General features: G+C 62.7%; 27 protein-coding genes and 1 pseudogene. 8 read left to right on the top strand and 20 right to left on the bottom strand.

Annotated elements, in window-relative coordinates:
• Window positions 1-6: 6 nt before the first annotated feature.
• The 18 genes from hypF to DH08_RS06570 all read right to left on the bottom strand — a co-directional run bounded on the left by hypF (window position 7) and on the right by DH08_RS06570 (window position 16,812).
• Window positions 7-2,367 carry a carbamoyltransferase HypF gene (gene hypF, locus DH08_RS06655; RefSeq protein WP_345892354.1) on the bottom strand — a complete coding sequence of 787 codons (2,361 nt, stop codon included), beginning with the start codon at window positions 2,365-2,367 and terminating at the stop codon, window positions 7-9.
• 88 nt (window positions 2,368-2,455) lie between these two features.
• Window positions 2,456-4,219 carry a hydrogenase maturation protein gene (locus DH08_RS06650; RefSeq protein WP_192178542.1) on the bottom strand — a complete coding sequence of 588 codons (1,764 nt, stop codon included), beginning with the start codon at window positions 4,217-4,219 and terminating at the stop codon, window positions 2,456-2,458.
• Between the two features lie 2 nt (window positions 4,220-4,221).
• Window positions 4,222-5,271, bottom strand: a complete 1,050-nt coding sequence (hypE, locus tag DH08_RS06645; protein ID WP_192178540.1) for a hydrogenase expression/formation protein HypE — start codon at window positions 5,269-5,271, stop codon at window positions 4,222-4,224.
• The gene (hypD, locus tag DH08_RS06640; RefSeq protein ID WP_192178538.1) at window positions 5,271-6,416 is read right to left on the bottom strand and encodes a hydrogenase formation protein HypD; all 1,146 of its coding nucleotides are present in this window, start codon (window positions 6,414-6,416) and stop codon (window positions 5,271-5,273) included. The genes hypE and hypD overlap by 1 nt, the downstream gene beginning before the upstream one ends.
• Window positions 6,413-6,658 (bottom strand): HypC/HybG/HupF family hydrogenase formation chaperone, encoded by a 246-nt coding sequence (locus DH08_RS06635; RefSeq protein ID WP_192178536.1) that lies wholly within the window; start codon window positions 6,656-6,658, stop codon window positions 6,413-6,415. Before DH08_RS06635 ends, hypD begins: the two co-directional genes overlap by 4 nt.
• Window positions 6,658-7,548: a hydrogenase nickel incorporation protein HypB gene (gene hypB, locus DH08_RS06630; protein WP_192178535.1), complete on the bottom strand. Its 891-nt coding sequence runs from the start codon at window positions 7,546-7,548 to the stop codon at window positions 6,658-6,660. Before hypB ends, DH08_RS06635 begins: the two co-directional genes overlap by 1 nt.
• Window positions 7,548-7,889 (bottom strand): hydrogenase maturation nickel metallochaperone HypA, encoded by a 342-nt coding sequence (hypA, locus tag DH08_RS06625; RefSeq protein ID WP_192178533.1) that lies wholly within the window; start codon window positions 7,887-7,889, stop codon window positions 7,548-7,550. Before hypA ends, hypB begins: the two co-directional genes overlap by 1 nt.
• Window positions 7,889-9,037 carry a hypothetical protein gene (locus DH08_RS06620; RefSeq protein WP_192178531.1) on the bottom strand — a complete coding sequence of 383 codons (1,149 nt, stop codon included), beginning with the start codon at window positions 9,035-9,037 and terminating at the stop codon, window positions 7,889-7,891. The genes hypA and DH08_RS06620 overlap by 1 nt, the downstream gene beginning before the upstream one ends.
• The gene (hybE, locus tag DH08_RS06615) at window positions 9,034-9,615 is read right to left on the bottom strand and encodes a [NiFe]-hydrogenase assembly chaperone HybE (RefSeq protein ID WP_192178529.1); all 582 of its coding nucleotides are present in this window, start codon (window positions 9,613-9,615) and stop codon (window positions 9,034-9,036) included. Before hybE ends, DH08_RS06620 begins: the two co-directional genes overlap by 4 nt.
• Before the next feature lies 1 nt (window position 9,616).
• Complete coding sequence (locus DH08_RS06610) at window positions 9,617-9,838, bottom strand: rubredoxin (RefSeq protein WP_145722857.1); 222 nt, start codon at window positions 9,836-9,838, stop codon at window positions 9,617-9,619.
• Window positions 9,835-10,680, bottom strand: coding sequence for a hydrogenase expression/formation protein (locus tag DH08_RS06605; protein WP_192178527.1), 846 nt, complete (start codon window positions 10,678-10,680; stop codon window positions 9,835-9,837). The genes DH08_RS06610 and DH08_RS06605 overlap by 4 nt, the downstream gene beginning before the upstream one ends.
• 26 nt (window positions 10,681-10,706) lie before the next feature.
• Entirely contained in the window at window positions 10,707-11,150 is a 444-nt protein-coding gene (locus DH08_RS06600) for a thioredoxin domain-containing protein (protein WP_192178525.1), read from the bottom strand.
• Window positions 11,151-11,154: 4 nt separating this feature from the next.
• Entirely contained in the window at window positions 11,155-11,487 is a 333-nt protein-coding gene (locus DH08_RS06595) for a HypC/HybG/HupF family hydrogenase formation chaperone (RefSeq protein WP_192178523.1), read from the bottom strand.
• Window positions 11,487-12,176, bottom strand: coding sequence for a HyaD/HybD family hydrogenase maturation endopeptidase (locus DH08_RS06590; RefSeq protein WP_192178521.1), 690 nt, complete (start codon window positions 12,174-12,176; stop codon window positions 11,487-11,489). The genes DH08_RS06595 and DH08_RS06590 overlap by 1 nt, the downstream gene beginning before the upstream one ends.
• A 452-nt stretch (window positions 12,177-12,628) precedes the next feature.
• Window positions 12,629-13,333: a Ni/Fe-hydrogenase, b-type cytochrome subunit gene (gene cybH, locus DH08_RS06585; RefSeq protein ID WP_192178519.1), complete on the bottom strand. Its 705-nt coding sequence runs from the start codon at window positions 13,331-13,333 to the stop codon at window positions 12,629-12,631.
• Window positions 13,330-13,899, bottom strand: a complete 570-nt coding sequence (locus DH08_RS06580; protein ID WP_192178517.1) for a HupE/UreJ family protein — start codon at window positions 13,897-13,899, stop codon at window positions 13,330-13,332. The genes cybH and DH08_RS06580 overlap by 4 nt, the downstream gene beginning before the upstream one ends.
• Window positions 13,900-13,912: 13 nt before the next feature.
• Window positions 13,913-15,709 (bottom strand): nickel-dependent hydrogenase large subunit, encoded by a 1,797-nt coding sequence (locus DH08_RS06575; RefSeq protein WP_192178515.1) that lies wholly within the window; start codon window positions 15,707-15,709, stop codon window positions 13,913-13,915.
• Window positions 15,709-16,812 carry a hydrogenase small subunit gene (locus DH08_RS06570; RefSeq protein WP_192178513.1) on the bottom strand — a complete coding sequence of 368 codons (1,104 nt, stop codon included), beginning with the start codon at window positions 16,810-16,812 and terminating at the stop codon, window positions 15,709-15,711. The genes DH08_RS06575 and DH08_RS06570 overlap by 1 nt, the downstream gene beginning before the upstream one ends.
• Before the next feature lie 279 nt (window positions 16,813-17,091).
• Between DH08_RS06570 and DH08_RS06565 the strand changes: the two genes are divergently transcribed.
• The gene (locus DH08_RS06565; protein WP_246800706.1) at window positions 17,092-17,244 is read left to right on the top strand and encodes a hypothetical protein; all 153 of its coding nucleotides are present in this window, start codon (window positions 17,092-17,094) and stop codon (window positions 17,242-17,244) included.
• On the opposite strand, the gene DH08_RS06560 is transcribed toward DH08_RS06565, so the two are convergent.
• A complete protein-coding gene (locus tag DH08_RS06560; RefSeq protein WP_192178511.1) occupies window positions 17,241-17,414 on the bottom strand; it encodes a hypothetical protein in 174 nt (57 codons plus the stop codon). The two genes, DH08_RS06565 and DH08_RS06560, sit on opposite strands and share 4 nt — an antisense overlap.
• On the opposite strand from DH08_RS06560, the pseudogene DH08_RS06555 reads away from it, so the two are divergent.
• The 7 genes and pseudogenes from DH08_RS06555 to DH08_RS06525 all read left to right on the top strand — a co-directional run.
• Window positions 17,397-17,651: pseudogene (locus DH08_RS06555) on the top strand (transposase); the annotation flags it as partial. The gene DH08_RS06560 and the pseudogene DH08_RS06555 sit on opposite strands and share 18 nt — an antisense overlap.
• Before the next feature lie 338 nt (window positions 17,652-17,989).
• A complete protein-coding gene (gene aepX, locus DH08_RS06550) occupies window positions 17,990-18,973 on the top strand; it encodes a phosphoenolpyruvate mutase (RefSeq protein WP_246800705.1) in 984 nt (327 codons plus the stop codon).
• Window positions 18,955-20,181, top strand: coding sequence for an aminotransferase class I/II-fold pyridoxal phosphate-dependent enzyme (locus DH08_RS06545; RefSeq protein ID WP_192178508.1), 1,227 nt, complete (start codon window positions 18,955-18,957; stop codon window positions 20,179-20,181). Before aepX ends, DH08_RS06545 begins: the two co-directional genes overlap by 19 nt.
• Window positions 20,182-20,185: 4 nt before the next feature.
• Window positions 20,186-20,986, top strand: coding sequence for a phosphocholine cytidylyltransferase family protein (locus tag DH08_RS06540; RefSeq protein ID WP_192178506.1), 801 nt, complete (start codon window positions 20,186-20,188; stop codon window positions 20,984-20,986).
• Window positions 20,987-21,002: 16 nt separating this feature from the next.
• Window positions 21,003-21,617: a CDP-alcohol phosphatidyltransferase family protein gene (locus DH08_RS06535; RefSeq protein WP_192178504.1), complete on the top strand. Its 615-nt coding sequence runs from the start codon at window positions 21,003-21,005 to the stop codon at window positions 21,615-21,617.
• A 701-nt stretch (window positions 21,618-22,318) separates the two neighbouring features.
• Entirely contained in the window at window positions 22,319-23,419 is a 1,101-nt protein-coding gene (locus DH08_RS06530; protein WP_192178502.1) for a pyridoxal phosphate-dependent aminotransferase, read from the top strand.
• 37 nt (window positions 23,420-23,456) lie between these two features.
• The gene (locus DH08_RS06525; RefSeq protein WP_192178500.1) at window positions 23,457-23,894 is read left to right on the top strand and encodes a RidA family protein; all 438 of its coding nucleotides are present in this window, start codon (window positions 23,457-23,459) and stop codon (window positions 23,892-23,894) included.
• Here the strand turns inward: DH08_RS06525 and DH08_RS06520 are convergent.
• Window positions 23,867-25,336, bottom strand: a complete 1,470-nt coding sequence (locus tag DH08_RS06520; RefSeq protein ID WP_192178498.1) for an alkaline phosphatase family protein — start codon at window positions 25,334-25,336, stop codon at window positions 23,867-23,869. The two genes, DH08_RS06525 and DH08_RS06520, sit on opposite strands and share 28 nt — an antisense overlap.
• Between the last annotated feature and the right edge of the window lie 224 nt (window positions 25,337-25,560).

Genomic DNA, 25,560 nt, shown 5'->3' with positions numbered 1-25,560 from the left:
TTGGTCTCAATGCCAAAGGGCTAGGCCGATCATTGCCTGGCCGAGCGCCAGACCGCCGTCGTTTGCGGGAACGCTTGCGTGCGCCAGCCCCTCCAATCCCGCAACTGTGAGCTCGGCGAGTACGCCGTTGAGCAGCAGCCGATTCTGGAAAGCGCCACCGGACAGTGCGACCGTGCCGACGCCGTTTTCCTTAGTGAGTCCGATGGCTTTCCGCGAGATGATCTCTATCAGCGTCCTGTGGAAGCGCGCGGCAATCAGCCCGGTTTCGACGCCCGAAGCCTGATCGCGAAGAAGCGCTTCCCACAGACCTTTCCAGGAGATAACCGGCCCCTTCGGCGAGGTTGCTGGCCAAGCCTCGGCCGCATCCATGAACGGGCTGGCGAGCGCCTCCATCTCCATGCCGGCTTGCCCCTCGTAGCTCTGGCGCTCGAAACAGATGCCGAGGACTGCCGCGCAGGCATCGAAAAGGCGCCCCGCCGAGGAAGCAAGCGGAGCATTGACGCCCCTCTCGATCATCCGGTCCAGCACGCCAAGCGGCTTTTCGGCCAAGGCGCGGACGAAGGGCCGATCGACAGGAAGCTTGGCCAGGAAATCCGGACCGAAAGCCGCCCGCAGATGCGCATAGGCATTGCGCCACGGCTCGACGCTGGCCTTGTCGCCGCCGGGCATGGCGACCGGCTCGAAGTATGCCAGCCTGCGGAACCCTCGATAGCCGCCGAGCAGGAACTCGCCGCCCCAGATCGTGCCGTCATCGCCGTATCCGAGACCATCGAGGATAATGCCGAGCACCGGCGGTGCGTCGATTGCGCGGCCGTGCTGGGCAAGGCACGAGGCGAGATGCGCGTGATGGTGCTGGACCTGCACAAACCTCGCCGCGGTCTCACGGGCAAGCTCCATGGCAAGCCGGGTCGAACGGTAGCCCGGATGCCGATCGGCCGCAATGAGGTCCGGCTTCGTGTCGAACAGGCTTCGATACAGCCCCAACGCCTGCCCCCACGCGTCCTGGTTCTTCAGCTCGTCGAGGTCGCCGAGATGCTGCGACAGCAGCGCCTTACCGTCGCCCGCCAGGCAGAACGCGGCCTTTAGGTCGCCGCCCGCAGCCAGCGCCCTGACCGGGCCATCGAAGCCCGCCGGCAGCGCCAGCGGCTCCGGCGCGAAACCACGCGCGCGCCGCAACACCGAAATGCCGTGACCGTCGCGGCGCACCACGCTGTCGTCTAGCCGGTTGACAATCTCGCGGTCGTGCATCAGCCAGAAGTCGGCGATCCCGGCAAGCTCCTGCCGCGCCTCGTCGTTGTCCGTACATTGCGGCTCGCCCGAGCGATTGCCGGAGGTCATCACCACCGGAGCGGCCAGCGCTCGCAGCAAGAGATGATGCAGGGGCGTGTAGGGCAGAATGAAACCGAGCCGCTCGTGCTCCGGCGCCACGCCCGCCGCAACGCTGCAGCTGTCACGGCGCTTCACCAGCACGATCGGCGCCGCTCGGGCGGCAAGCGCCGCGCGATCCTCGCCCGACAGCTCCGCGAATTCGGCAAGCTGCTCCAAGTCGCGCGCCATCAGCGCGAACGGCTTGCCGTCGCGTTTCTTGCGGGCGCGCAGCTGCGCCACCGCCGCTTCGTCCGTCGCGTCGCAGGCGAGGTGGAACCCGCCGATGCCCTTGATCGCGACGATCCGCCCTTCCCCGATCAGCGCCGCCGCTTCCCGGATCACCGCCTGCGGGCCGCCGCCGACCACGACGCGGTCCGGACCTTCCAACCAGACGCGCGGGCCGCAGGCCGGGCAGGCGATCGGCTGGGCGTGAAAGCGGCGGTCGGCCGGATTTTCGTACTCGGCCCGGCAATCCTCGCATATCGAAAATCGTGCCATAGCGGTCGAGCGGCGGTCATAGGGGATAGCCTTGACGATCGACAGCCGCGGCCCGCAATGCGTGCAATTGGCGAAAGGGTAGAAATAGCGCCGGTCCTTGGGGTCGAGCACTTCCGCAAGACATTGCGGGCAGCAGGCGGCGTCGGGCGCGATGCCGGTCTTCACCTGCCCGCCCGCACTCGCCGTAATAGCGAAGCCGCCTGCCGGCCGCGGCCCCTCAAGCGTCGCCGCCTCGATCCCGTCGATGCGCGCCAGCGGCGGGCATTGCGCCTTTAGCCTGTCCGCGAAGGTCTCGAACTCGGCATCGCTGCACCACAGCGCGATCTCCACGCCTGCAGCATCGTTGCGGATATGGCCCGATAGCCCCATAGCAGTCGCGATGCGCCAGACTGTCGGCCGGAAGCCGACGCCTTGCACCAGCCCCGTCACCCGGACCAGGCGTCCCTCCACTGCGGGCGCGGCGAACAGCGCGCCCATCAGTGCACCGTGCACACTATGCACGGGACGTCGAAATCCTCGCTCAGGATGCGCCGCAGCGCCTCCAGCGAGCGGATTTCGTCGTCGACGGTCAATATGCCCGGCAGGTGGCTCACGATGCCTTCCTCATCTCCTCCCGGCCGGCCTGCCAGGCGACGTCGCGGTGGCGGGCGATCGTCACTGGGGTGCGCGACTTCGGCACCTTGTGCACGAAATTATGCCGCGCGACGTGGTAGCTCGGGTCGAAGCCGTAGAAATTGCGGCGCATCCGCGAAAGCTCCTCCTTGCGATAGGCCGAAAGCGGCTTGGCCGCCTCATCGGCTGCGCGCTGGGCTTGTTTTTCGGCGAGCAACCGCGGAAACTCTGCGCTCCCGGTCAGCGCGGCAGCCGACGCCCTCACTTGCGCCATGAACAGTTCGCTTGCCCCCGCGAACACCCGGTTGGCCAGATTCAGATTCAGCGCCTCTTTCGCACCCATCGGCAGGCGCGCCGCCGCGATCCGGCGGGCATTCTCAGACCCGCAGCAGTTCGGCAGGAGATAGGTCCAGAACTCCGAGCCGTAGAGATTGCCCATGTCCTTGTAATGCGGGTTGAGGATGACGCTCGAGCGCATCCAGACCTGGTCGGTGCCGCGGGCGAGAAACACGCCGCCCGCTCCCGCATTTGCGGCAAGCGCTGCTACGGTGATGTGGCTTGTCGTGCGGATGATCGCCTCGGCGAGGTCGTCGATGGCATTGATGGTGACCCAGGACTCGTCGGCCGCGCTGTCGGCCGCCTCGATCCGGTTGAGGTCGAGCCCGTTGGACCAGAACTGAGGTCCTCCGCACAGCACGATCGCCCTGGTCGGACGCTCCGTCGCTTTTGTATAAACGTCCAAAAGTCTTCGACAGGCGTCCTTTCCCATTGCACCGTTATAGAAGGGGAAGTGCAGATAGCCGACCGCACTGTCTTCTTCGTAGATGATGTCCTGATATCCGCCCGGTGAATTGGGCGGGATCTCCGGCAGGCCTGCAACTTCCTTCGCGAAGACCATGGTCGCCGGCAGCTTGAACGGGTGCGGCGAATTGGGGTGCCGGACATGGCCGATCCACAACGCGCCGTCGACGGTGGCGAGGGCGATCGCCGGCCCGCTTCTGGCGACGACCGCTCCCGGCTCCCGGAGCGATATCTTGCCCCGCTCACCCCGCGCGAGAGGCACGTCACCCCCCGGTTTACGTGCCTCTCGCGCGTCGAAAAGGAAGACCGTTTCGCCGAAAAAATTGTCCCGCACGCCCGGCGCGCCGTCCGCTGCTGCGATATTCTTCAGCACCGTTTCGGTCGTGTCGACAGCCCAATTGATCCGCCGGTCCGCCTGTTTGATCGCGTCCCGCCACCGGCCAAGGCGCGCAACAGATGGTTCTTCCGAGGCAATTGGCTTTTCGCCCTGCTCGAACCGCGCGATCGCTTCGAGCACCGCCGTCACCGCCGCGTCGGTCACCTCATTGCGGTAGAGACTCGATTTCGTCGCCTTTCGCATCGCGAAGGTGGCGCTCGCCCAGACCGGCCCGGCATCCATTTCGGCCGCCGCTTCCAGCACCGTGACACCCCACTGCGTCGCCCCGTCCATCATCGCCCAGTCCAGCGCGGAGGGGCCGCGGTCGCCGACGATGCCTGGGTGAACGATCATACAGCATTGATTTTCATAGACTTTTTTCGGGATTGCGCGCTTCAGGAAGGGGGCGATGACGAGGTCCGGCCGAAACAAATCTACCGCCTCGATGGTCCGCTCATCGTTGACGTCCATCTCGACCGAGACCTCGTGTGCGTGCTCGCCAAGTTCCACGAAAATCCTCTGGCTCAAGGCGTTGAAGGCGGTGACGAGAAGCAGAATGCGCATCTTCAGCAGATCCTCGGAAGCTGTTCCCCGGCGATCCAGTCGACCACGCGCATACCGCCAAGTCTTGTTTTCATCCGCACCAGCGCATGCTGGTCTGCGACGATTTCGCCAATGATTGCGGCATCCCGGCCCTTGGGATGAGCGCGTATAGCGGCGAGCAAAGTCTCCGCGTCTTCCGCCGTGCAGATGGCGATCAGCTTGCCTTCGTTGGCAACATTCAGCGGGTCGAGGCCGAGCAGTTCGCACGCCGCCGCGACCTCCGGCTTCACCGGAACCGCCGCTTCCCGGATTACCATTCCGACGTTGGACTGCTGCGCGATTTCGTTCAGCGTCGCCGACAGTCCGCCGCGCGTGGGGTCACGCAGCACCAGGATACCGGGAATGGTAGCAAGCATCGCCGCCACCAAATCGTGCAGCGGCTGGCTATCGGAGGTGATTTCCGTTTCAAAATCAAGGTGTTCGCGCTTCGACAGGATAGCGACTCCGTGGTCGCCCATGCTGCCGGAGACAAGGATTGCATCGCCCGGCCGGGCATTGCTTCCGGAGACGTAAGTGCCGTTCGCCAGCACGCCAACACCGGTCGTGGAGATGAAAACGCCGTCGCCTTTGCCCTTCTCCACCACCTTAGTGTCGCCCGTAACCACGGGCACGCCTGCTTCCCGGGCGGCAAAAGCCATTGAAACAACTATTCTTTCCAGTTCGGCTAACGGAAAACCTTCCTCCAGGATGAAGGACGCGGACAGCCAGAGCGGCCGCGCGCCCATCATGGCGACGTCGTTGATCGTGCCGTGGACCGCCAGCGCGCCGATATCCCCGCCCGGAAAGAACAGAGGCGAGATGACATGCGCGTCCGTTGCCATCACCAGGCGTCCGCAGACGGTGCCGAGCAGGGCCGCGTCGTTGCCCTGGGCCAGGAACTCGTTGGCCAGATGTCTTTGAAAAATATCCCGAATCAGCTCGGCCATCGCACGGCCGCCCGCGCCATGCGTCATGTCCACCGCGCCGCGGACCGACGAGGTGGTGACGGCTAGCCTGGGATCGTTCGCGCTCATTATTCCGCCGCCTCCAACGGCTTCGGCTCGCGGAAACGGCCATAGGTCCAGTAGGCCGCGCAGGCGCCCTCGGAGGAGACCATGCATGAGCCAATCGGGTTCTGCGGCAAGCACACGGTGCCGAACAGCTTGCAGTCGGTCGGCTTCTTCACCCCGCGCAGGATCGACTGGCATTCGCAGGACTTCACCTCGCGCGAAGCCTTGACCGACAGCTCGAAGCGCTTCTCGGCGTCGAAATCGGCATAAGCGTCGCGGATGCGCAGAGCGCTGTAGGGCACGGTGCCGAGGCCGCGCCAGTCAAAGGTCTTGCGCAGTTCGAAGACCTCGCTCACCAGTGCCTGCGCCCTGAGGTTGCCCTCCTCGGTCACGACGCGGGTATATTCGTTCTCGACCTCGTGCCGGTCTTCATTGACCTGCCGGATCAGCATCAGAACGGACTGCATGACGTCCAGCGGCTCGAAGCCGGCGATGACAACCGGCTTCTGGAATTCCTCAGCAAAGAATTCATATGGCTGCGAGCCGATCACGGAGGAGACGTGCGAAGGTCCCAGGAACCCGTCGATCTTGACGACGCCCAGCTTCCGCACTTCCGGCGATTCAAGAATGTGAGAGATCGCGGCCGGCGTGAGCACATGGTTGCAGAACACGCTGAAATTCTTGAACCCCTCGGCTTGCGCCGTCTTGATCGCGACGGCCGTCGGCGGCGTCGTGGTTTCGAAGCCGATGGCGAAGAAGACGATTTGCCGCTCGGGGTTTTCACGCGCGATCTTCAAGGCATCGAGCGTTGAATAGACCATGCGGACATCCGCTCCGTCCGCCTTGGCGCGGATCAGGCTGCGTTGCTTGGTGCCCGGCACGCGCATCATGTCGCCATAGGTGCAAAGGATGACCCCGTGCCGCTCGGCGAGTTCCACCGCATCGTCGAGGCGAGAGATGGGAAGCACGCAAACGGGGCATCCGGGTCCGTGCACGAAATGCACGTTCTGCGGTATCAGGTCCTGCACGCCGTAGCGAAAGATCGCATGCGTGTGCCCACCGCAGAACTCCATGAAATGATAGCTCTTTTCCGGATCAGCCTCGGTCGCGATGGCGCCGGCGATGGTCTTCGCAAGCTCGTGGTCGCGATATTCATCGATATATTTCACGCCGAAATCTCCTCCAGCTCCCCCTCCAGCTCCCCCGCTTCGGCCATTAGCTGCAGCGTGCGCTCGGCCTCCTCGGGGCTCACCTTGTGGAGCGCATAACCGACATGGACGAGCACGAAATCGCCGACCGCAACGTCGTCGACAAGCGCGAGCGAGATGCGCTTCCTGACCGTGTCGAACGCGACCACGGCCATGTCGTCATCGAGCAGTTCAACGACGCGGGCGGGAATGGCCAGGCACATCAGGCTGCGCCCTTGAGCTCGGCCGCCAGCGGATGGCCGGCTAGCGCCATGGCGCGGGCCGCCCCGATCCAGGCCGTCCAGTCCGACATCCCCTCGCCCGTGCGCGCGGAAACCCTCAGCACCTTAATCCGCGGGTTCACCTTTCGGGCGTTGGCGATGCAGGCCTCCACGTCGAAGTCGAGATGCGGCAACAGGTCTGTCTTGTTGAGGATCATGAGATCGGCGGCGGCGAACATGTCGGGATATTTCAATGGCTTGTCCTCGCCCTCGGTGACTGAGAGCACCACCACCTTGTGCGCCTCGCCGAGATCGAACCCCGCCGGACAGACGAGGTTTCCCACGTTTTCGACGAGGAGCAGGCCGCCTTCGGCAAGGTCGAGGTGATTTGCGGCATGGCCGACCATATGCGCGTCGAGGTGGCAGCCCTTGCCGGTGTTGACCTGGATCGCGGGCGCACCGGTGGCGCGGATGCGGTCGGCATCGTTGGAAGTCTGCTGGTCGCCCTCAATCACGGCGATCGGCAACTTGCCCCTCAGTGCGTCGATCGTGCGGCAAAGCAGCGTCGTTTTGCCAGAGCCGGGGCTGGAGACGAGGTTGAGCGCAAGCACGCCGCGCTTGGCGAACATTTTTCTGTTCGCATCGGCATACTCGTTGTTCTTGGAAAGGATATCCTTTTCCAGCTTGACCATCCGCGCCTGGCTCATGCCCGGCGCATGGGTGCCAGCGGGGCCCGAGCCACAATCGTGCACATGATCGTGATGATGATGATGGGGGCCATGATCATGATCGTGGTGGTGATCATGGCCCTCGTGGCCGTGATGATGGTGACGGCCATGCGCCTTGCCCTCGATCCGGACCTCGCCCTCGCCACATCCGCAAACAGTGCACATCAGCTCACCTCCAATTCCCTGATCTTCATTTCCCCGCCGCCGGTCACCTGCAACTGATGGCTTCCGCAGTCGGGGCATGGATCGAAGCGGGCCGCGATCGGCACGCTCTGACCGCAAGGCATGCACCAGGCCCTGCCTTCCGTCTCGACGATTTCCAGTCTTGCGTCTTCCGCCAGAGAGCCACGCATGACGACATCGAAGCCGAACTTCAGCGCCTCGACCTCGACATCGGATAGCCGCCCGATTTCCAGGCAGACGCGGCCCACCTTCCGAAAATCCTGTCTGGCGGCCTCTTCCTCGAGGATGCCACGGATGCTCTCGCATATCGCCATCTCGTGCATCAGCCGAACCTCACATCGTAGCCGACGCAGGGGTCGATGGCCCGGACCAGGAGATCGGCCTGGACCGCCAGATCTTCACGCCTGGATGCAGCGAGCGCCGAAAGCGAGCGCGCGGCAATGCCGCTCTCGGCGAAATGAATGCTGGTCGGAGCCGTGATAGCGTAGTCGGCGATACGGTCGTCGTTCAAAACAATCCGATGTTCCAGCCGGCCGCGTGCTGCCTCGGCGAAGGCGGTAGCAAAGCGGCCCCCGTTCTCGTCGCGAAAGACTTCGCACGTAGGCACTTCGGACCCGTCCGCGACATCCCGCAGGGCCGCGAGCTCTCCGGCGATCTGCCCCGGCAGCTTCGATGCCTCGACCAAGCGGGCGGCCAGCCGTGCGGCCAGCCCGGCTCCACCGTTTTCGGAAAGGAAAGCGCGAACGAGCGGCGCACCGGCCTGCCTGGCGAGGCAGCTCGTGTCGGCCGACGCTTCCTTCAGAAAATGTCCGTTTCCCCCATTTGTCGTTTCGGGGTGGCCTATCATGGCCCAGCCCCTTGCCAGGACCGGCGCGATGAGGCGGGCCGCAACCGTGCTGCGCTCCATAGCCCACCCCGCGAAGGCATCGCGATCCATCTCGCCAAGCGGCTTTTCGCCCTCGTAGACCACGGACTGCGTTAGATTGCTCGCTTCGGCGGCCGTTTCGGCGGCTTCCGCACCCGGCATCCCCACGCATACGCCGGGAACGAACGCATTCCCGCCTGGAAAAAGCGCCTGCTTGAGGCGCTGCGGCAGGGCCATAGCCCGGCGCAGGGTTTTACCGTGCGCAGATTTACCGTCCGCAGGCTCGCCCGCGAGACTGGCAGTATCCAAGCCAATGCGCAGCAGATGCTCGCGCAGCGTCTCGGCAAAGACAAGAAGCCGCCGCGCTTGTTTCGTGCGCCGGTCCGTCCCGATCTCCAGGGCCGCTTCGGCTGCCTCGACGCTCGCCGCCGACTGCGCAATACCACAGACACTGAACAGCGAGCCGATCACCGAGACGACCTCCCTCGCCGGCCGGCCTCGCACGACCGGACCAAGCGCAATCGGGCGCGGCGGCATAACGATGGCTTCCACAACGCGACCGCCATCGCAGACGAGATCGATGGAGACGCGGCCATCAACGCTCACTGGTGCACCTTTGGGCTGGCGGGTGCGAAGCGATCAAGTGGCGTAGCATCCGCCAGCCCGAGCATCTGCAGTGACGGCCAAGCGCGCTTGCCGGTTGACGGCCCGTATGAGACCCGCCGCGCGGCAGGTGCCGGGAGACCGCGACGGACCATGTCGCCGTCTTCGTCTTCTTCCGCCTCACGATTGAACAGTTCCGCAAGCACCTGCCGCCCGGCCTCTTGCGCACCGTCCTGGTCGGCGAATTCGAACATTGGCGAGAACAGCGAGCACATGCGGTAGCAGCCGAGCTGCTCTTCATAGGCCTGGATGAACTCGAACCGGCCCGCCGGGAATGAAACATGCTCCTTCGTGCCCGTGGGCACGCGCGGGGGCGCTTGCCCGTCGTCAGAAGGTAGAAACACGAGGTTCATAAACCAGGGCGTGACGAGAACCGCGAGCCATTCGCCCTGCCACTGCCGCATGCCCACCGCGCTGACGCAAAGTGCCGGATTGAGGATCGGAATTCCTGCCATGGCCGTCCGTTCGATCCGCTGAAACACGAACTCTAGACGGGCAGCGACGGTTTGCGAATGATCCATGTCAATCGCTCACGACCATGAAGCCCTGCTTGGAGCCGTCGCAGGTAGGGCAGCTCCAGTGCGCCGGCAGTTCGGCGAAGGGCGTGCCGGGCGAGATCTGCCAGTAGTCGTCGCCCTCGGCCGGGTCGTAGACATGCCAGCAAATCCTGCATTCGAGCCGCGACATCGGGTCGATCTTGGCATTGTCGCCGCCATAGGAACCGGCAAAGAAGGAGTCGTTCACTGGTAGACCTCCAGGATTTCGAGGAGCCGCTGGCGGCTGTCGGCAATATCCTCGGGCGCGGCGCGGACCACCTCCGGCAAGGCCGTGACCTCGATCGTGTTGAGGATGAGATCGTCGGTCGAATTGAAGAAGCGCACCCACCAGACGCAGCGCGTCGCCGTCGAGGTCACGCGGCAATTGCCGTAGCCACGCGACAGCACGATCACCGGCCCCTGGCCAAGCAGGCCGTCGAAGAAGGTCAGGTCCTCTTCAGTGTGCGGCAGCAGCGACAGGTTTATGACGTGCGGCCCGACGCCGAGCCCGACGAGCGGGATGCGGTCATTGAGCTCCGAAATCAGCGGCGGCGCGTTGAAGACGCCCATCGGATAGGTCGTCGGCACAGCGAGCGTATTGCGGCAGCCGGCGAAGGCCCTCTCCAGCACGGCCGAGGGAAAGGCGCCGATCTCGACGAAATCGCGCACGAGCCTGCCATCCGGTCCGGTCTGGCGCACGCGCCAGATACCGGTGAGCACCGACTCCTGAGCCTGCAGGTCGTCACCGCAGATGATCGAGACCTCGCCCTCGCCCAGCGCCTGGTCGATCAGCGCACGATTGGCGCGGTCGAGGCCGGAAAGATCATGCACCGCGTTTTCGCAATCCGGCGAGGACCGGCCGAGGCTTTCGGCTAGCGCGGAGAGCACCGCCAAAGCAGCTTCGAGGCCGGCGACATTTTCCTTCTCCGGCAACACGGGTGTCGCAGAGGTCGCCATGCCCTTCGGCATTTCCATATACTGCAAGTCGCCGCCGTCCTCTTCGCCTGGCTGTGAACCCGGCCCGATGCCGCCGAATAGTGATGCTGCCATGGCGCGCCCTCCCCGGCCGCTTTCGCTCAGTGGAAATGATCATAGTCGCGACGGTCATGCGTGGCGCAGGCTTCGGGAAGCTCGAAAGGCGGCGGCGCGCTCGGCTCGCGCGTCAGCATGCCGGCGATCTCGGTGAGGTAGTCTTCCCAGTCGAGCACGCGCTTTATGGTGCCGAGATATTCGCCGTTCCTCAGGAAGACGAGCGCCGGAAAGGCGTTGAAGCGATAGCGGCTTTGCAGCTTGCGCTCGGACTCGCGCGATACCACGGCCGGCTTGAATAGGCCTTGGAAGGCCTGCACCAGCTCCGGCAGGATCACCGCCACATCGTTGCTCTCGGCGAGCCGCAGCCAGTCACCGGGGAAAAACAGCGCGGTGAAGTCGTGAGCCTCGGCGAACGCGTCGATGTTCGTCTCGTCAACCACCGGGATGCGGTGGCGCTCCATCATCATGGTGAGAATGGGTGAAAACATGGACTCAGGCGTCCTCCGTGCCTTGCGGTGAAAGGGCTTGCGCTGGCCGCAGATGCTCCGGCAGTTGCGGCTCGCGGCCGACCAGGTCGGCGAAGAGGTGGTCGAGGTCGGTGTCGCCGGCGAGCGCACGCTCCGTCGCTTCGATGGCGTCGGCGATCAGACGCGCCGTCTCGGCTGTGACAGTCTCGCGCGCGGTGTCGAGGAAGGCGAGTATCCACGTACCCGCCGGCTGGTCGCCCACCAACGTCATATCGAGGCGCCGCGTGCCGCTGCGACCGGTGCACAGGGCAATGCCGCCGCTGCATTCAATCACCTGGAAGGGAACGCCGACACACATCAGCCCTGCCCTCCGGACGATTGCAAAAGCGCATCGACCTCGCGCTCGAAATTCGCCGGGCCAGCGAAGGCACTATTCGCGAGAAGCCGCGCGTCGCCGTGACGACAAGCCTCTTCCGGCCGGGGTCGACCGCTCTCGTAGATGCCGATGCGCATTTCGCGCGAGGCGAGCGTCTCTTCTTCGGCCAGCGGTTCGGTGCGCTTGGCGATCGTCGCGCCGTGCCCGGCGAGCCACTCGATGGCGATCTCGATTGCGGGCTCGATCTGAGCCTTCACAGCGGGCCGGAGACTGCCGCCGTAGTCGTCCAGCTCGACCGGTTGCACGCCGACGAGAAGGAGATGGGCGGGATAGTCACCCATCATCTCGGCCATGGCGAGAACTTCCTGAAAGCCAGTCTGGTGGAGCGAAATCTTCTTCACACCGAGGAAGGCCGGCACCTCGCCGCCTTCGACGAGCTTCAGCGTGCCGGGCGCCAGGCCGTAGTCGACCGCGTCGAACACGACGAGGATGTCGACCTCGCGGATATGTTGGACGAGGTAGATGCCCTGCGTGCCGCCATCCATGGCCCGGACGTTATCCGCCGTTTCGCAGAGCCGGTGGAACTCCTCCACCACGCGGACGCCGAAGCCCTCATCGGCCCATAGCAGATTTCCGATGCCGAGCACGAGCACCCGTGGCGCGCCGTTCATTGGGAAGCCTCCTCCGTACCTTTTTCTTTCCGGTAGCAAGAGGCGGGCCAATTGGCGGGGGGCCGGCAAATGGTTGCGAAATAAGGGGTGATCTCTGGATAGCAACGACGCGGAAAGCGCGATTGCGATTTTACCGCACAGACGGAAAGTATCCTTCCATTGACGGGTGCGGCATCGGCCGGACTGAACCGAAATTCCAGGCCGATGAAAAGTTTGCGTTCACTCGCCCACCCCACTCCGCCTCGTTCCGCATCTTTGCCCCTGAAAGGGACAGAGGAAGGGCGCCGGGCGTTGCGGTTGGCACTCCCCCCCGTCGAACGGACGCATGAAGGGGGAGAGCTGTCGAGGCGAAGCCGAGACGAAGTGTGCGTCGACTTGAAGGCAACCCCTCTTGAAGAAAAAAAGCCGGCGCGGGGCAAACGCCCGCGCCAGCAGGTGAGGTCACGAAAGTCCTAGTCGGAATCACGCGGGGTACCGTTGCCCCGAAAAGTCCGCCAGCCTGAGAACATCGAGGAAATGATCGTCTGTCTCGACATGATGTCCTCGCGCACCGCGACATAGATGTGGATGATGACGAAGCAGATGATCACCCACATGCCGAGATGGTGCCAGGTGTGGACGTCCTGGCTCTGACCAAACAGCGGGATCACCCGGCTCGAGAACAGCGTGTGCTGCCAGGAACCCATTCCGGTCCCTTCGCCGTAGAGTGCAAGACCGGTCACGATCATGAAGATGGTGAACCAGACGAACAGGATGTGCATGGCGATCGTGGCGAGCGGGTTGTGCCCCGAATACTTAATCGGCTCCCTGACCAGCAGGGCATACCAGAGCACCTCATGCCAGACTTCCCGCCAGAAGCGGCCGCGCCAGACAGGCGGCAGGAATATCTGCCGGGCATGCTCGTTGCCAGCGAAGGCCCAGTAGATGCGGAAGGCGAAGCCAGCAATCAGGACATAGCCGGCCGCGAAATGCAGGTATCGTATCCAGCCGAAGACGAAGCTGGCGCTGGCTTCGCCGCCGACCGATGGCGGCGGCGAACCGATGAGGTAGCCGGTTCCGGCCAGCGCAACGATCGCGACGGCGTTGACCCAGTGCCAGAGGCGCAGCGGCGCCTCGTAGACATAGACCGCCTCTTCGCTGTGAGATGTATGGTTCACGGTCGCCTCCTATCCGCCGAAGACGAGCGCGGCACCCGAGCCGGCGACCAGCATGCCGAGGCCGGTTCGCAGCCAGAGCGAAAGGCCGACGCCAAAGAGGTGGAATGCTGCGATCGACAGCGTGAACCGCCGACATAGGCAAATGTTGCTCCTGCGGCCTCGCTGGCATGCGCATGGCCGTGGAACAGCGCGAACAGCCCGGCAAGGCCTATGCCGGCGATGCCCGGTAAACCTGCACCGAAAACGATCATCAGCCCGAGCGCCAGCACCGACAGCGCGATCATGCCTTCCATCGCTGGCAGGGCGACGCCGACAAAGGCGAGCGCGGCGCCGCCGCTCATGGCCGCGAGGAAGGCGGCCGGTGCGGTCCAGACCCGCAAGGGCATGGCGACCGCCGACCAGACCCCGACCGCCGCCATGGCGAGCAGGTGGTCGAGACCGAGCAGCGGGTGCGCGAGGCCCGCGGCAATGCCGTCCGCATAGCCTGACCCGACATGGGCACAGGCCGGGCCGGCAAGGTTGGCGAGCGATGCTGCTGCGCCAAGTTTCACGACAGTGGGTCTCATCGAAAAATCCTCTCTACCGCACTTTGACATTGGCCAGTTCCCTGCCGTCCGGCCCCATCACGTGAGTCGAGCAGGCAAGGCACGGATCGAAGCTGTGTATGGTCCGCAGGATTTCGACCGGCTCCTCGGCGCGCTCGACCTTGGTGTCCATCAACGAGGCCTCGAAGGCGCCGATATTGCCGGCATTGTCGCGGGGAGAGCCGTTCCAGGTGGTCGGCACGACGCACTGGTAGTTCTCGATGCGCCCGTTCTTGATCCGGATCCAGTGACCCAGCGCGCCACGCGGCGCCTCGGTGAAGCCGACGCCCTTGATCTCGGCCGGCCAGGTCTTCGGGTCCCACTTCTCGGTGTTGGCCGTGGAGGAGTCGCCGGCCTTGATGTTGGCGATCAGCTTGTCCAGGAAGTAGGCCTGCTTGCGGGCCGCCCACTGCGCTTCTAGAGCGCGCGCAGCGGTGCGGCCGAGCGTGGAAAAGAGCGCGTTGAGCGGCGCGCCGAGCACGCGCAGCGTGGAATCGACTTGTTCCTTGATTTCCTCGTGGCCCTGAGCATAGCCAACGACATAGCGGGCGAGCGGGCCGACCTCCATGGCGTGGCCCCGCCATCGCGGTGCCTTGATCCAGGAATATTTTGCCGACTCGTCCAGCTCGATGATGTTGGTGCGTGTGCCCTTGGCATTGGGCCCCAGTTCGTAATGCGGCTCGGTGATGCCGTCCCAGGGGTGCAGGCCCTTGGCCTCGTCCGGATACTTATACCAGGAGTGCGGCACGAATTCCTGGATCTGCTCGGGATCGCGTACGTCGACCGGCAGCACCTCTTTGAGATTGCCGTTGATGATGGCACCTTGCGGCATCATCAGGTTAGCGGCAGAATAATCGTTGGCCTTGTCGGGGATATCGCCATAGGCAAGCACGCTCTTGCCCGACAGCCCGCCACCGTAGAGCCAGGCCTTGTAGAGATTGCCGATCGCGATGATGTCGGGGATGTAGACGTTGTCGACGAAGGCGATGGTGCGCTCGATGACGCTGCGGACGTAGTTCAGCCGCTCCATGTTGATCGGCGCGCCGGCCGCCATCTCACCGTCGATGTTGATCGCACAGGGCACGCCCCCCACCAGCCAGTTGGGATGGATGTCCTTGCCGCCGAAGATCGTGCGCGTGGTCATGATCTCCTTCTGGAAGTCAAGTGCTTCCAGATAGTGCGTCACCGCCATCAGGTCGGCTTCCGGCGGCAGCAGATAGGCCGGGTTGGTCCAGTAGCCGTTCTTGAATGGCCCGAGTTGGCCGCTCTCCACGAACTTCTTCAGCCGGTTCTGAATGTCACGGAAATAGCCCGGCGAGGACATCGGGTGGCTCGGCGAAACCGCCTGCTGCAGCTCCGACGTCGCCTTCGGGTCGGCTCTCAATGCGTGGACCGGGTTGACCCAGTCGAGCGCGTGCAGGTGGTAGAAGTGGACCAGATGGTCGTGAACCTGCAGCGAGAGCTGCATGATGTTGCGGATCGAATTGGCGTTCTCCGGGATTATGATGCCCAGCGCGTCCTCGACCGCACGCACCGAGGTGAGCGCGTGCGTGCCGGTGCACACCCCGCAGATGCGCTGGGTGAAGGCCCAGGCGTCGCGCGGGTCGCGGCCCTTGAGGATGACCTCGAGCCCGCGCCACATGGTGCCGGTCGAGACCGCGTTGCGGATGATGTTGTTCTCGTCGATGTTGACCTCGCAGCGCATGTGGCCTTCGATCCGCGTGACCGGATCGACGACGACGCGCTGGCCGGAGGTGTCGAGATTGAAGCCGTTCGGCGTCCGGATGCCCATCAGTTGTTCCCTCCCTTTCCGCGCATCCGCTTGACCACGCTTGCCGCCGCATGCGCAGCCGCGGCGGCGCCGACCACGGTCGCGGCCGTCGTGCCGATCCTGTCGGCGTCGGCCTCGATGCCGAAGCCGTGGACGCGGGTCAGGCGGCTGTAGAAATCGCCCTTGTCCCAGAAGCCGTCCTCGGAGCAGCCGATGCAGGGATGGCCGGCCTGGATGGGGAAGGAGAGGCCGCCGTTCCAACCCACGGTCGAGCAAGCATTGTAGGTGGTCGGTCCCTTGCAGCCGACCTTGTAGAGGCAATAGCCCTTGCGCGCGCCCTCGTCATCGAAGGACTCGACGAACTGGCCGGCGTCGAAATGCGGGCGCCGATAGCATTTGTCGTGGATGCGCTGGCTGTAGAACATCTTCGGCCGGCCTTGCCGGTCGAGTTCGGGGAGTTTCTCGAAGGTCAGGATATAAGTGATGACGGCCGTCATCACTTCTGCGATCGGCGGGCAACCGGGCACCTTGATGATCGGCTTGTCCGGCAGGCCAGGGACCTTATGGACGGGCGTGGCCCGCGTCGGGTTCGGCCGCGCGGCCTGCACGCAGCCCCAGGAGGCGCAGGAGCCCCAGGAGATGATCGCCTTGGCGTTGGAGGCGGCATGCTTGAGCTGTTCGACGAAGGGCTTGCCGCCGATGATGCAGAACATGCCGTCCTCGTTGAGCGGCGGATTGCCTTCGACCGCGAGGATGTAGTTGCCCTTGTACTGTTCGACGACCTCGTCGACGATCGCCTCGGCCTGGTGGCCGGCGGCCGCCATGAGCGTGTCGTCATAATCGAGTGAAAGCATCGACAGCACGACGTCCTTGGCGAGCGGGTGCGCCGAGCGGATGAAGCTTTCGGAGCAGCAGGTGCATTCGAGCCCGTGCAGCCACAGCACCGGAATGCGCGGCTTGGACTCCATCGCGTAAGCTATTTTCGGCGCGAAGGTTGGTCCAAGGCCGAGGGAAGCCGCCGTCAGGCTGCAGAATTTCAGGAAACTTCGGCGAGTGATCCCCTGCCGGCGCATGACCTCGTAGAATGTTTCTGGCGTCAGGACTTCCTCCACAGGCGGCGGCATCTCTTGTTGCCGGGATATGCGAAGGCGAAGCAAGTCCGGTGCCAGACTTGAAAAGTCGAACAAATTAAATACTCAGATGCTTTTCGAAGGCGTTGCCTTGTTCCGGTCGCCGGCAATGGAGTGGCAACCGGGCTGGCAGATTGCAGAGAAAGCTTCCGCGATGCGGCGAGACGCGCGAGGGGGCCTGGCGACGGGCCGACGGGATTTCGGCGGGCCTCCGACCGACCGCGCCCATGAGCTTGAAACAAAGACTGATCTCGCAAGCGCAGGGCCGCACGCATGCAGGACATCGTCGAGATCGAAGACCCTTGCATCACGCCGCTGCATTCCATGCCGTTCCTCTATGGCCAGAAGGCGGATATCGCATGGCGGCCTAGCCCCTTACCGCAAATGTATCTCGGCCCGAAAACGCCATCTGACCCGGTAGCCTAAGCGCACCAGAACGGCGCGGACCACGCGCCGTTCTCCGAAGCCAGTGGCGCTGATGCCGCCCAGCCATCCGGCTTGCCGGTGTGGCGGCGGCGTTCGGCGGCGTGCCCGGGCTGCATGGTGTTGATCTCAATGTCGGCAAGGGCGAGGCCGTCCGCAATCTGCCGACGCACAAGGCGCCGGCGTGCGCGAAGCGATCGAACAGGCAGCCGAGGCGACTCTCCTGTTCCTGCCACCCAACAGTCGCGACTACAATCTGATCGAGAACGCCTTTTCCAAGCTCAAGGCGCTGCTGCGCGCCAAGGCCGAGCGGGGCCATCAAGGCCCTGTGGGACGCCGTGGACTCGGTCCTCGACCAATTCACCCCCGTCGAGTGCGATTTGAACCGGATTAAACAGGACGCGCTCTAGCGTGGCCAAGGACATCACGATTAGTGGGCGACCTGCCAACCTCGCACCGTGATATAGCTTGTGCACTGTCGCGATCCCGACAGAATTGTATCGTCGCTAACAAACGGAACCAGCCGCGCAAAGCCAACTATTGCAATAACAACGGCTTTTTAGCTGGCATGGCTCTTGCCACTTGAACTGTAACGTGCGCCCCGGCACAGAGCCGCTTCCAGCGGATCTCACGACCATTGCGCATATGTAGGCCAAAGGACTTTTCTACAGCGAGGTCAGGGCGACGATGAGTAATCATCCCGTTTCACCGAGTTCATTGGACCTGAGTTTATGGAGGAGGTCATACAATGAGCAAGGCGATTTCGTTTGGAGCGCAAGTCTTGCCGGTGACGGGGTCATCGATGACCCTTCGCGAGCTCATTCTTTCCAATGACCTGACATTTTTGATGGAAGCGCATGATGGGCTCTCGGCAGCGATTGCCGAGCGTGCCGGCTTTCGAGGGCTCTGGGCCTCTGGTCTTTCCATCGCCTCGGCGCTCGGCTATCGCGACGCCAATGAAGCGAGTTGGACGCAAGTCGTCGACGTCGTCGAGCGCATAGTCGATGCGACGCACATCCCCGTTCTTGTCGACGGTGACAGCGGCTTCGGAAATTTCAACAATGCTCGCTTGGTCGCGCGGAAGCTTGAGCAACGCGGCGCCAGCGGCGTCTGCCTTGAAGACAAGGGGTTCCCGAAAATAAACTCCTTCGTCGGCGATCGGCATCCGCTTGCTGACATTGACGAATTCTGCGGCCGGCTCAAGGCCGTGAACGACACGACGGGACCGGATTTCGTCGTCGTCGCGCGGATCGAGGCGCTGATCGCCGGTCACGGTCTCGATGAGGCGCTGTCCCGGGCCAACGCTTATGCAGAAGCCGGCGCCGACGCAATTCTCATCCACTCCCGCGAGGCCGTCGCAGACGAAATCCTGACCTTCGCCAAGGAATGGAACAACAAGCTGCCGGTCGTCATCGTCCCCACCAAATACTACAAAACACCGGCTTCGGTCTATCGTGGCGCCGGCATTTCGGCCGTGATCTGGGCCAACCATTCGATGCGGGCGGCGATCGCTGGCATGCGTGACATCTGCGTCCGCATCTGGTCGGAAGAAAGCATCGCCGGGATCGAGGACCAGGTTGCCGGCCTCGACGAGCTGTTCAGCCTGATCGGCTACGACGAACTGGCTCAGGCGGAAGGGCGGTATCTGCCGAAGCAGATCACACAGCCCCAGGCATTGAAAGAACCAACCAAACTTGGTTGTGGAGGGTGCACATGCTTGCGCGACGGATGAGCTTGTTCGGCTCAAGCGGCACGGCAGCAGCGCGCGCTGCAGCAAACGCGGCCGCTGATGTCGGGATGGAGATTGTTGATCTCACGGCCGGCGAGATCTGGAGCGATCTGGCACCGACGATCCGGGACGGAGCGATCGAGGCGATTCGACAAGGCCTGAACCGCTACACTGACACCATCGGTTTGATGGAGTTGCGCGAGGCGCTGGCACGGAAGGTATCGGTCGAGACAGGGCAGCTCTGGCGGGCCGACGAGCTCGCCGTGACGAACGGCGCCAAGCAGGCTCTTTTCAACGTGGCGATGACGCTGATCAATCCCGGCGACCAGGTCATCATTCCCGCACCCTACTGGACGACATTCCCAGCGCAGGTCCAGATCGCCGGCGGCACCCCAGTCCATATCGACACGCGAGGAAACGGCTACGTTCCACGGATCGACGACATCCAACGCGTCATCACGCCGATGACCCGGGCCATCGTCGTCAACACGCCCGCCAACCCCAGCGGCGCCGTCTACGACGCGGAGACTCTTTCGGGCATCGCCCAGCTGGCGATCGAGCGGGACCTCTGGATCATCTTCGATGAATGTTACGGCCCCTTCACCCATGATGGCCATCGGCATCATCCGGTCGTGTCACTGGCCCCGGAGGTCCGGGCCCGGACGGTGATCGTCAATGCCTTCTCCAAAAGCCTGGCCCTCGCCGGCTGGCGCATCGGGTATCTCGCTGCGCCGAAGGAACTGATCTCCGCTGTCAAGGCGCTTCAGTCGCACACGACATCGAACCCTAATGTCGTTGCCCAGCACGCCGTGCTGCACCACCTGCGTGAGGGAGATGGCGCCTTTGAAGCCCGGCTCAAGGGTCAATTGACGGCGGCGCGGCAGGCTGGGCTTACCGCCCTCTCCGAGCTGCGGCGCGTGCCGATACCTGAAGCACAGGGCGGGTTCTATTTCTATCTCGATCTGTCCGGCCTGTTGCGGCCGACGCTCGCCAATGGTCGCGCCAGGACGGCCGACGACATCGTGGCCGCACTGCTCGCGCAGGCCGGCGTGGCCGGCGTGCCAGGCACTGCCTTCGGCGATCCCATGGGGCTCAGGCTCTCCTATGGCATTCCGCCGGAGCAACTCGAGCCGGGCCTTGAGCGTGTGGTCAGCGTCCTTAACGCCTGGAACCGAAGGAATCGTCGCAGCAACCAAAAAAGTGGGGCTTAGACCCATGACTGCAATTGCTCCGAGAAAGGCGGTGATTCTTGCCGCCGGGTTTGGCTCGCGCCTGCGTCCGCTCACCGATCTGAGGCCGAAGCCGCTGGTCGAAGTCAATGGCACGCCGATCCTTCACAACGCCTTGCAGAACCTCGAGGCAGTCGGCGTGCGGGAGGTGACGATCGTCGTCGGCTATCGCAAAGACGCGATCCAATATTCCTGCGGCCGACGCTTCGGTGGGCTCGATATCAATTATGTCGAGTCGACGGTCTTCGACCGCACGGGCAGCGCCTATTCGCTCTGGCTGGCACGCGACGCGTTACTATCGGGAGACTGCTATCTTCTCGAGGGCGACGTCTTCTTTGAGGAGGACGCGCTTCGGCGCTTGACGATAGATGACTCGGCGAATTCAGCCGCAGTAGCGCCTTTCCATCCGTCGATGGAGGGCTCTGCAGTAATCTTGTCCGAAGGCGGATTTATTTCCGAGGTTCGGCTTAAACAAACAGCTGCGGACCTAGTTTCCGGCGGCCCGGCTCTCTTCAAGACAATGAATCTCATTCGCTTCTCCGACGCCACGCTGCGCACGATAATCGTGCCTGCCCTTGATGATCTCATCGGTTCCGGTGCGATCAAGGCTTACATGGAGGAGCTTCTTGCTCATCTCATCGAAAGCCGCGGCCTCCGGCTTGCGGCTGCCCGCTGCGATGAGCTCCGATGGTACGAGATAGACAGCGAGGCCGATCTAAGAACTGCAGAAAACATATTTTCACCTTATGCGGATCCCCTTTTCCGGCATCAAATCGTGTCGAGATAGGATCGGAGGGCTTCCAATGATCATCTATCTCTCAGACCGCGCGAACCAGATCACGATGCTTGGCCTCCTGGCATCAGGAACCGCGCTCTATTTTGCGCAATCGGGCAAACCGGAGCTTGCCATCGCGGCAGCGCTCTGGGCGGTCTTAGCAGACCATTTCGACGGAGTGGTCGCGAAGCGAACGAAAAACCGGTCGGCAGAGACGGCCAATATGGGGAAGAGTCTGGATGGATTTGCTGACCTCCTGTACGGCGCCGTCATTCCGGCTGCGGTACTAATGCAAATCGGAACAGGCGGTGTCTTACCGTTTGTAACGGGGCTCGCTCTAATACTCGCTGGTGCTTTGCGATTGAGTTATTTCAGCAATTTCGGGATGTCCGCAAAAGGGTATTTCACCGGCGTTCCGCTTTCCTACGACGTTCCGCTTATGGCAGTTCTTCTGCTTATCGCAGCGTGGATTCCTGTCCCACTGTGGAACACTGCTACATGCGGACTCTTCTTGTTGCTTGCGGTTCTGCACGTGCTGCCAATCGCCGTGCCAAGTATGAATCGCACAATGTATGCAGCGGTCACCGTCTTCGCGGTCGTGGCATCAATATTCCTAGCTTATCGCGGCTTTTCGGCGGGGTAGCCAGCCGAAGCCAGTCCGTCTCTCACCTCGCGGTAAAGCAGCTCGCAAATGAATAGTCCGATCAAATGGGGCGATCTAGGCGCTGTCGCCGAACACTATGTTAGCTGCCCTCTTTCTGCGGCGGCAGCGCTCGATATGATCTCCTCTTTCATCCTGGCAAGACGACCGGGCGCAGTCGTTGCAGATGTCGAGGCGGGAAGCTCACCGGCATGTTGGCCCAACGGGGTTTGCATGGTTACGCAATCGAACCGAGCAAGGGAATGTCGGATCAGCGACCCGCATTCGGACCGGCCGTCGAACGGTTCGAATGGACAGTGGGTTCACCGGAGGAAACCGGACCCCCGGACGCATCTGTGACTGGGTCTGCATGGGAACCGCATCCCATTGGACAGACGGGTTCGAAACAACGTCTACAAATTATTTGGCCAAATCGAGATGGTGCACATCAAACCGGGCCGATTCGGCAAGTGCTTTCGATTGCCATGCCGCATTATGAGGCTATGACGGCACCCACCTACTTGGAAATGTGGAGATCCTACCACGATGTCCCGAGCCAAATCGGCTCCGAACGCTGGGGCGAGATCTTAAAACCTGTGCTGGATCGCGTAGCTGGGAAAACCAACGTCATCACACTCCACCACACTCATGCATGGACGGGTCGGTCAATCTGGACCGAACCAAAATTGATGGAGGCCTAGATTATGCAACCTACACCTTTGCCTAGCGAGCCCCTTAGTCGTTCACTCGTTCATGATTTTCCCGGCGGATATTGGCGCTATGGTGTCACCGATCATGTTCTGCTGGTAAATCTATACTTTCCGCCCCATGGTTTCTATACCGCGCTTGGCGAGCGGCTTCCCGAGCTCATCAGTTGCTATCCGTCACCGCAGCCACATCTTGCTGAGCAGTTGGGCAGCTTGATTTCCCAAGATCCGCTGAACCTCGCTGTTGGCAATGGCGTTGCGGAACTGATTCATGCGAGCATCCAAGCGCTAAACTGGCGCTTAGCCGTTCCGACACCGACCTTCAATCCATACGAGCAGGTGGTGTCGCCCGAACGGCTGGCGCGGTTTCCTTTACCTGCTCCGGACTTCGAGCTCGATGTCGAGAAGTTCGCCTGGCATGCGATAGCGCATAACGCCGACGCGGTCGTTGTCATTTCGCCGAACAATCCAACCTCTAGGGGAGTTTTGCGGCAGGAGCTTCTCCACCTCACAAAAATACTTTTAGCGCGAAATATTCGAATCATCGTCGATGAATCGTTCGTCGAATTCACCCCAGAGGGTGCTTCCGGAAGTATCGAGGACAGAATCCAAGAATATCCAAACCTGGTGATATTCAAAAGCCTGGGGAAGATATTCGGCGTTTGCGGGCTACGTCTCGGTTACATGCTCGCAAGCGATCAAAAGCTGATCTCTGCCGTGCGAAGAAATTTGCCGGCTTGGAATGTAAGTACATTAGGAGAGTTTTTCCTCCACGCTCTGCCGAGCTACCAGCGCGAAGCGGAGGAAAGCTGGACTCAGGTGCGTCGGGATCGCGACCAGCTCTATTCAGAACTCGCGAAGATCCCTGATATGCATGTACTTCGGCCGGATGCAAACTTCGTCTTCTGCCGCCTTCCAGATGATTGGCCAGATGGAGCCGCGCTCGCGGAAAAGCTCCTTGCGCACCATCGAGTCCTGATTCGCCACAGCGGGGCTAAAACGCTCAGCAAGGGAACTCGGTACCTGCGTATTGCTGCGCGGACGTTCGACGAAAACAGGCTTCTTGTAGAGCGCCTTCAGGAGGTCGCCGAAACGTAGTGTCGGTACGAAACGGGGAAAGAAAAATGGCAAACCAATGGAAAATCCAGCGTGTCTCCCAGGTGTGGCCCGGGAGAAGCACGGGATCGGCTTTTGGTCCGCTGACATGACATGGTTGGTCGCGATCGCCGGCGTCTACAACGGCGACATCGCCGAGCAAACAGAGCTGGATCGATTGTTGCAGGAACAAGGGACTGGCAAGCAGAATCTCCTTTCCATCTTAATCTATCTCAGCGACCTCAAAGAGAAGCTTTCGACGATATCTGGGTGGAGTGGGTTGGTGCGGACCATGCCCATGGGCCTCAGCGCGCATGCGTCCAAGTCGAGCTGGAACATGGCATACGAGTGGAGGTCGCGTTGGAAAGGCGCATCAAGCATCGGCGCATCACGTTTATGGTCGCCTTTTCTTTCGTCGAAGGCTTGCCTCTGCGCAAACATGCGGTCCTATCATTCCGCCGTTCCGCTCTCGATGTAGGTCGAGGCTCCGACCTGGACACGCCGAAGAACCTGCCTGAAACGGCCAAGCCCCGTATCAAAAGCTTCACTGCGACTTTCGGGAGCGGCCTTCTGTCCTGGCTCCACAACTTCGGTCAGAATCCGGCCGGTCATGCTTTCCGGCTGCGCTATCTCCAAGAGGTGCAGAATGGTCGGTGCGAAATCGCAGATCCCAGATGGGACCACGGAAACGGACCCCTGCCCGGGGAAAGCCGAACCGGCAACAACACCGAGGGCGACCAGTTCCCTAGGATGAAGACCACCATGAACGCCGAGGCCTGCACGGCGGTTGTTTTCGTAGAACGTGCCGCCGACAAGGCCGAATGGATCGACACTGTCATTCGCGCGGAAGCAAAAGGACACGTCCGGCGCGCGGACATGATCGATGAAAACAAGGTGGCTGCCGAGACTGCCGAGGGCGATGCCCTCGATGTCATTCTTAGCGCGGGTAAAGACCGGCCCGCACCACGGCTCGCCGGTGATCGTGGCCACGATCCGAGCGATCCGTTCGTCGCTTGGGTCAGCGAGATAGAGCGCGCCGACCTGCCCGGGCACCACCACGACATCGACATCCGGTGCGGGTGCCGTACCGGGTCGGTAGCCCGCATCGCGCAGGCGCTCGACGACCGAAACCTGGGTATGACCCGTTATGTGTCCGTGGTCGGAGATCGCGATGATCTGTACGCCTTCAGCACGTCCCTCCGCTTCCCACCAGTCGAGCACCCGGCCAAACTGGCGGTCGCAATGCGCGATGATGGCCCGAGTCGCCTCAGCGCCTGTGCCGTGGAAGTGCGAGCTGAGGTCTGGCTCGCCATAGGAGAGGACCGTGACGTCCGGCCGGTATTTCGGCCAAATGACATCGAGAAACGCTGAAGTGATCCAGTCTTGGCCGGCCTTGTCAGGCTTAGTGCTGGGCGGTTTCGGCGGCAACGGCCCGACAAGCTCTTCGGCTTCAGCCAGCAGATCGTCCGGCGTGCAGACCTCGCGGAAATGCCCCGAGAGCCGAACATGCCCGAAATCCTCCGCCTTGTGGTGGAAAAAGCGCGTGGTGCCGGGCGAGTTGGTGGCCAAGACGGCAAGACTCCGACCGGCCGAAGCGAGGATTTCCCCTAGTGTCTGTGTGGACATCAGCCGCCCACCGCTTTCCAGGTCAAGCTTGCGCAGGAGAACCGCGTCTTCTGTGTCGATGTAGCGGGACGGAGTGACTGAACGGTCGACATATATGTTCCCAACCATGCCGTGCCGGCTCGTGGTCGAACCGGTCACCAAGCTGGGAAAGGCCGAGCGGGTTTCGCTTGGATAGACCGTGCGATGGTTCGACAGAGTGATGCCCTGGGCCTGTAGACGGCAGAGGTTCGGCGTCAGGTCGGGTGCGACTAGGTCAGGGCGCAGGCCGTCGAAACTGACGATGAGGAAGCGCATACCGTGTATCTCGCAGTTCACGTTGACAAAGACGCCATTTCGCTAGCAGTCGCATATCGCGAGATCACGCGACAAAGACCAGCATGGTTCGGAAGAGTCGGCGCCGATGATGAATTGATTTTCCAAGCATGAACGCTCCGAGACCGCGGACATACCAGGGCCACTCATATGGGAGCACCATGCCGGGCTCGATTTCCGTCGTTTCGTTCGAGCAACCGATTGCC

Source organism: Mesorhizobium amorphae, assembly GCF_014843845.1.
Taxonomy (GTDB): Bacteria; Pseudomonadota; Alphaproteobacteria; order Rhizobiales; family Rhizobiaceae; genus Mesorhizobium; species Mesorhizobium amorphae_A.
This window is presented reverse-complemented; position numbering and strand designations above follow the sequence as displayed.

What these genes read in the sequence shown, in the direction of transcription:
- DH08_RS06590 (WP_192178521.1), bottom strand. Translation starts at nt 12,176, where the DNA reads ATGAACGGCGCGCCACGGGTGCTCGTGCTCGGCATCGGAAATCTGCTA.
- DH08_RS06530 (WP_192178502.1), top strand. Translation starts at nt 22,319, where the DNA reads ATGCAACCTACACCTTTGCCTAGCGAGCCCCTTAGTCGTTCACTCGTT.
- DH08_RS06525 (WP_192178500.1), top strand. Translation starts at nt 23,457, where the DNA reads ATGGAAAATCCAGCGTGTCTCCCAGGTGTGGCCCGGGAGAAGCACGGG.
- DH08_RS06580 (WP_192178517.1), bottom strand. Translation starts at nt 13,899, where the DNA reads ATGAGACCCACTGTCGTGAAACTTGGCGCAGCAGCATCGCTCGCCAAC.
- DH08_RS06570 (WP_192178513.1), bottom strand. Translation starts at nt 16,812, where the DNA reads ATGCCGCCGCCTGTGGAGGAAGTCCTGACGCCAGAAACATTCTACGAG.
- DH08_RS06520 (WP_192178498.1), bottom strand. Translation starts at nt 25,336, where the DNA reads ATGCGCTTCCTCATCGTCAGTTTCGACGGCCTGCGCCCTGACCTAGTC.
- hypB (WP_192178535.1), bottom strand. Translation starts at nt 7,548, where the DNA reads ATGTGCACTGTTTGCGGATGTGGCGAGGGCGAGGTCCGGATCGAGGGC.
- aepX (WP_246800705.1), top strand. Translation starts at nt 17,990, where the DNA reads ATGAGCAAGGCGATTTCGTTTGGAGCGCAAGTCTTGCCGGTGACGGGG.
- DH08_RS06540 (WP_192178506.1), top strand. Translation starts at nt 20,186, where the DNA reads ATGACTGCAATTGCTCCGAGAAAGGCGGTGATTCTTGCCGCCGGGTTT.
- DH08_RS06535 (WP_192178504.1), top strand. Translation starts at nt 21,003, where the DNA reads ATGATCATCTATCTCTCAGACCGCGCGAACCAGATCACGATGCTTGGC.
- DH08_RS06565 (WP_246800706.1), top strand. Translation starts at nt 17,092, where the DNA reads ATGCAGGACATCGTCGAGATCGAAGACCCTTGCATCACGCCGCTGCAT.
- hypE (WP_192178540.1), bottom strand. Translation starts at nt 5,271, where the DNA reads ATGAGCGCGAACGATCCCAGGCTAGCCGTCACCACCTCGTCGGTCCGC.
- hypA (WP_192178533.1), bottom strand. Translation starts at nt 7,889, where the DNA reads ATGCACGAGATGGCGATATGCGAGAGCATCCGTGGCATCCTCGAGGAA.
- DH08_RS06575 (WP_192178515.1), bottom strand. Translation starts at nt 15,709, where the DNA reads ATGGGCATCCGGACGCCGAACGGCTTCAATCTCGACACCTCCGGCCAG.
- hybE (WP_192178529.1), bottom strand. Translation starts at nt 9,615, where the DNA reads ATGGATCATTCGCAAACCGTCGCTGCCCGTCTAGAGTTCGTGTTTCAG.
- DH08_RS06595 (WP_192178523.1), bottom strand. Translation starts at nt 11,487, where the DNA reads ATGTGTGTCGGCGTTCCCTTCCAGGTGATTGAATGCAGCGGCGGCATT.
- DH08_RS06545 (WP_192178508.1), top strand. Translation starts at nt 18,955, where the DNA reads ATGCTTGCGCGACGGATGAGCTTGTTCGGCTCAAGCGGCACGGCAGCA.
- DH08_RS06635 (WP_192178536.1), bottom strand. Translation starts at nt 6,658, where the DNA reads ATGTGCCTGGCCATTCCCGCCCGCGTCGTTGAACTGCTCGATGACGAC.
- DH08_RS06605 (WP_192178527.1), bottom strand. Translation starts at nt 10,680, where the DNA reads ATGGCAGCATCACTATTCGGCGGCATCGGGCCGGGTTCACAGCCAGGC.
- DH08_RS06650 (WP_192178542.1), bottom strand. Translation starts at nt 4,219, where the DNA reads ATGCGCATTCTGCTTCTCGTCACCGCCTTCAACGCCTTGAGCCAGAGG.
- DH08_RS06600 (WP_192178525.1), bottom strand. Translation starts at nt 11,150, where the DNA reads ATGTTTTCACCCATTCTCACCATGATGATGGAGCGCCACCGCATCCCG.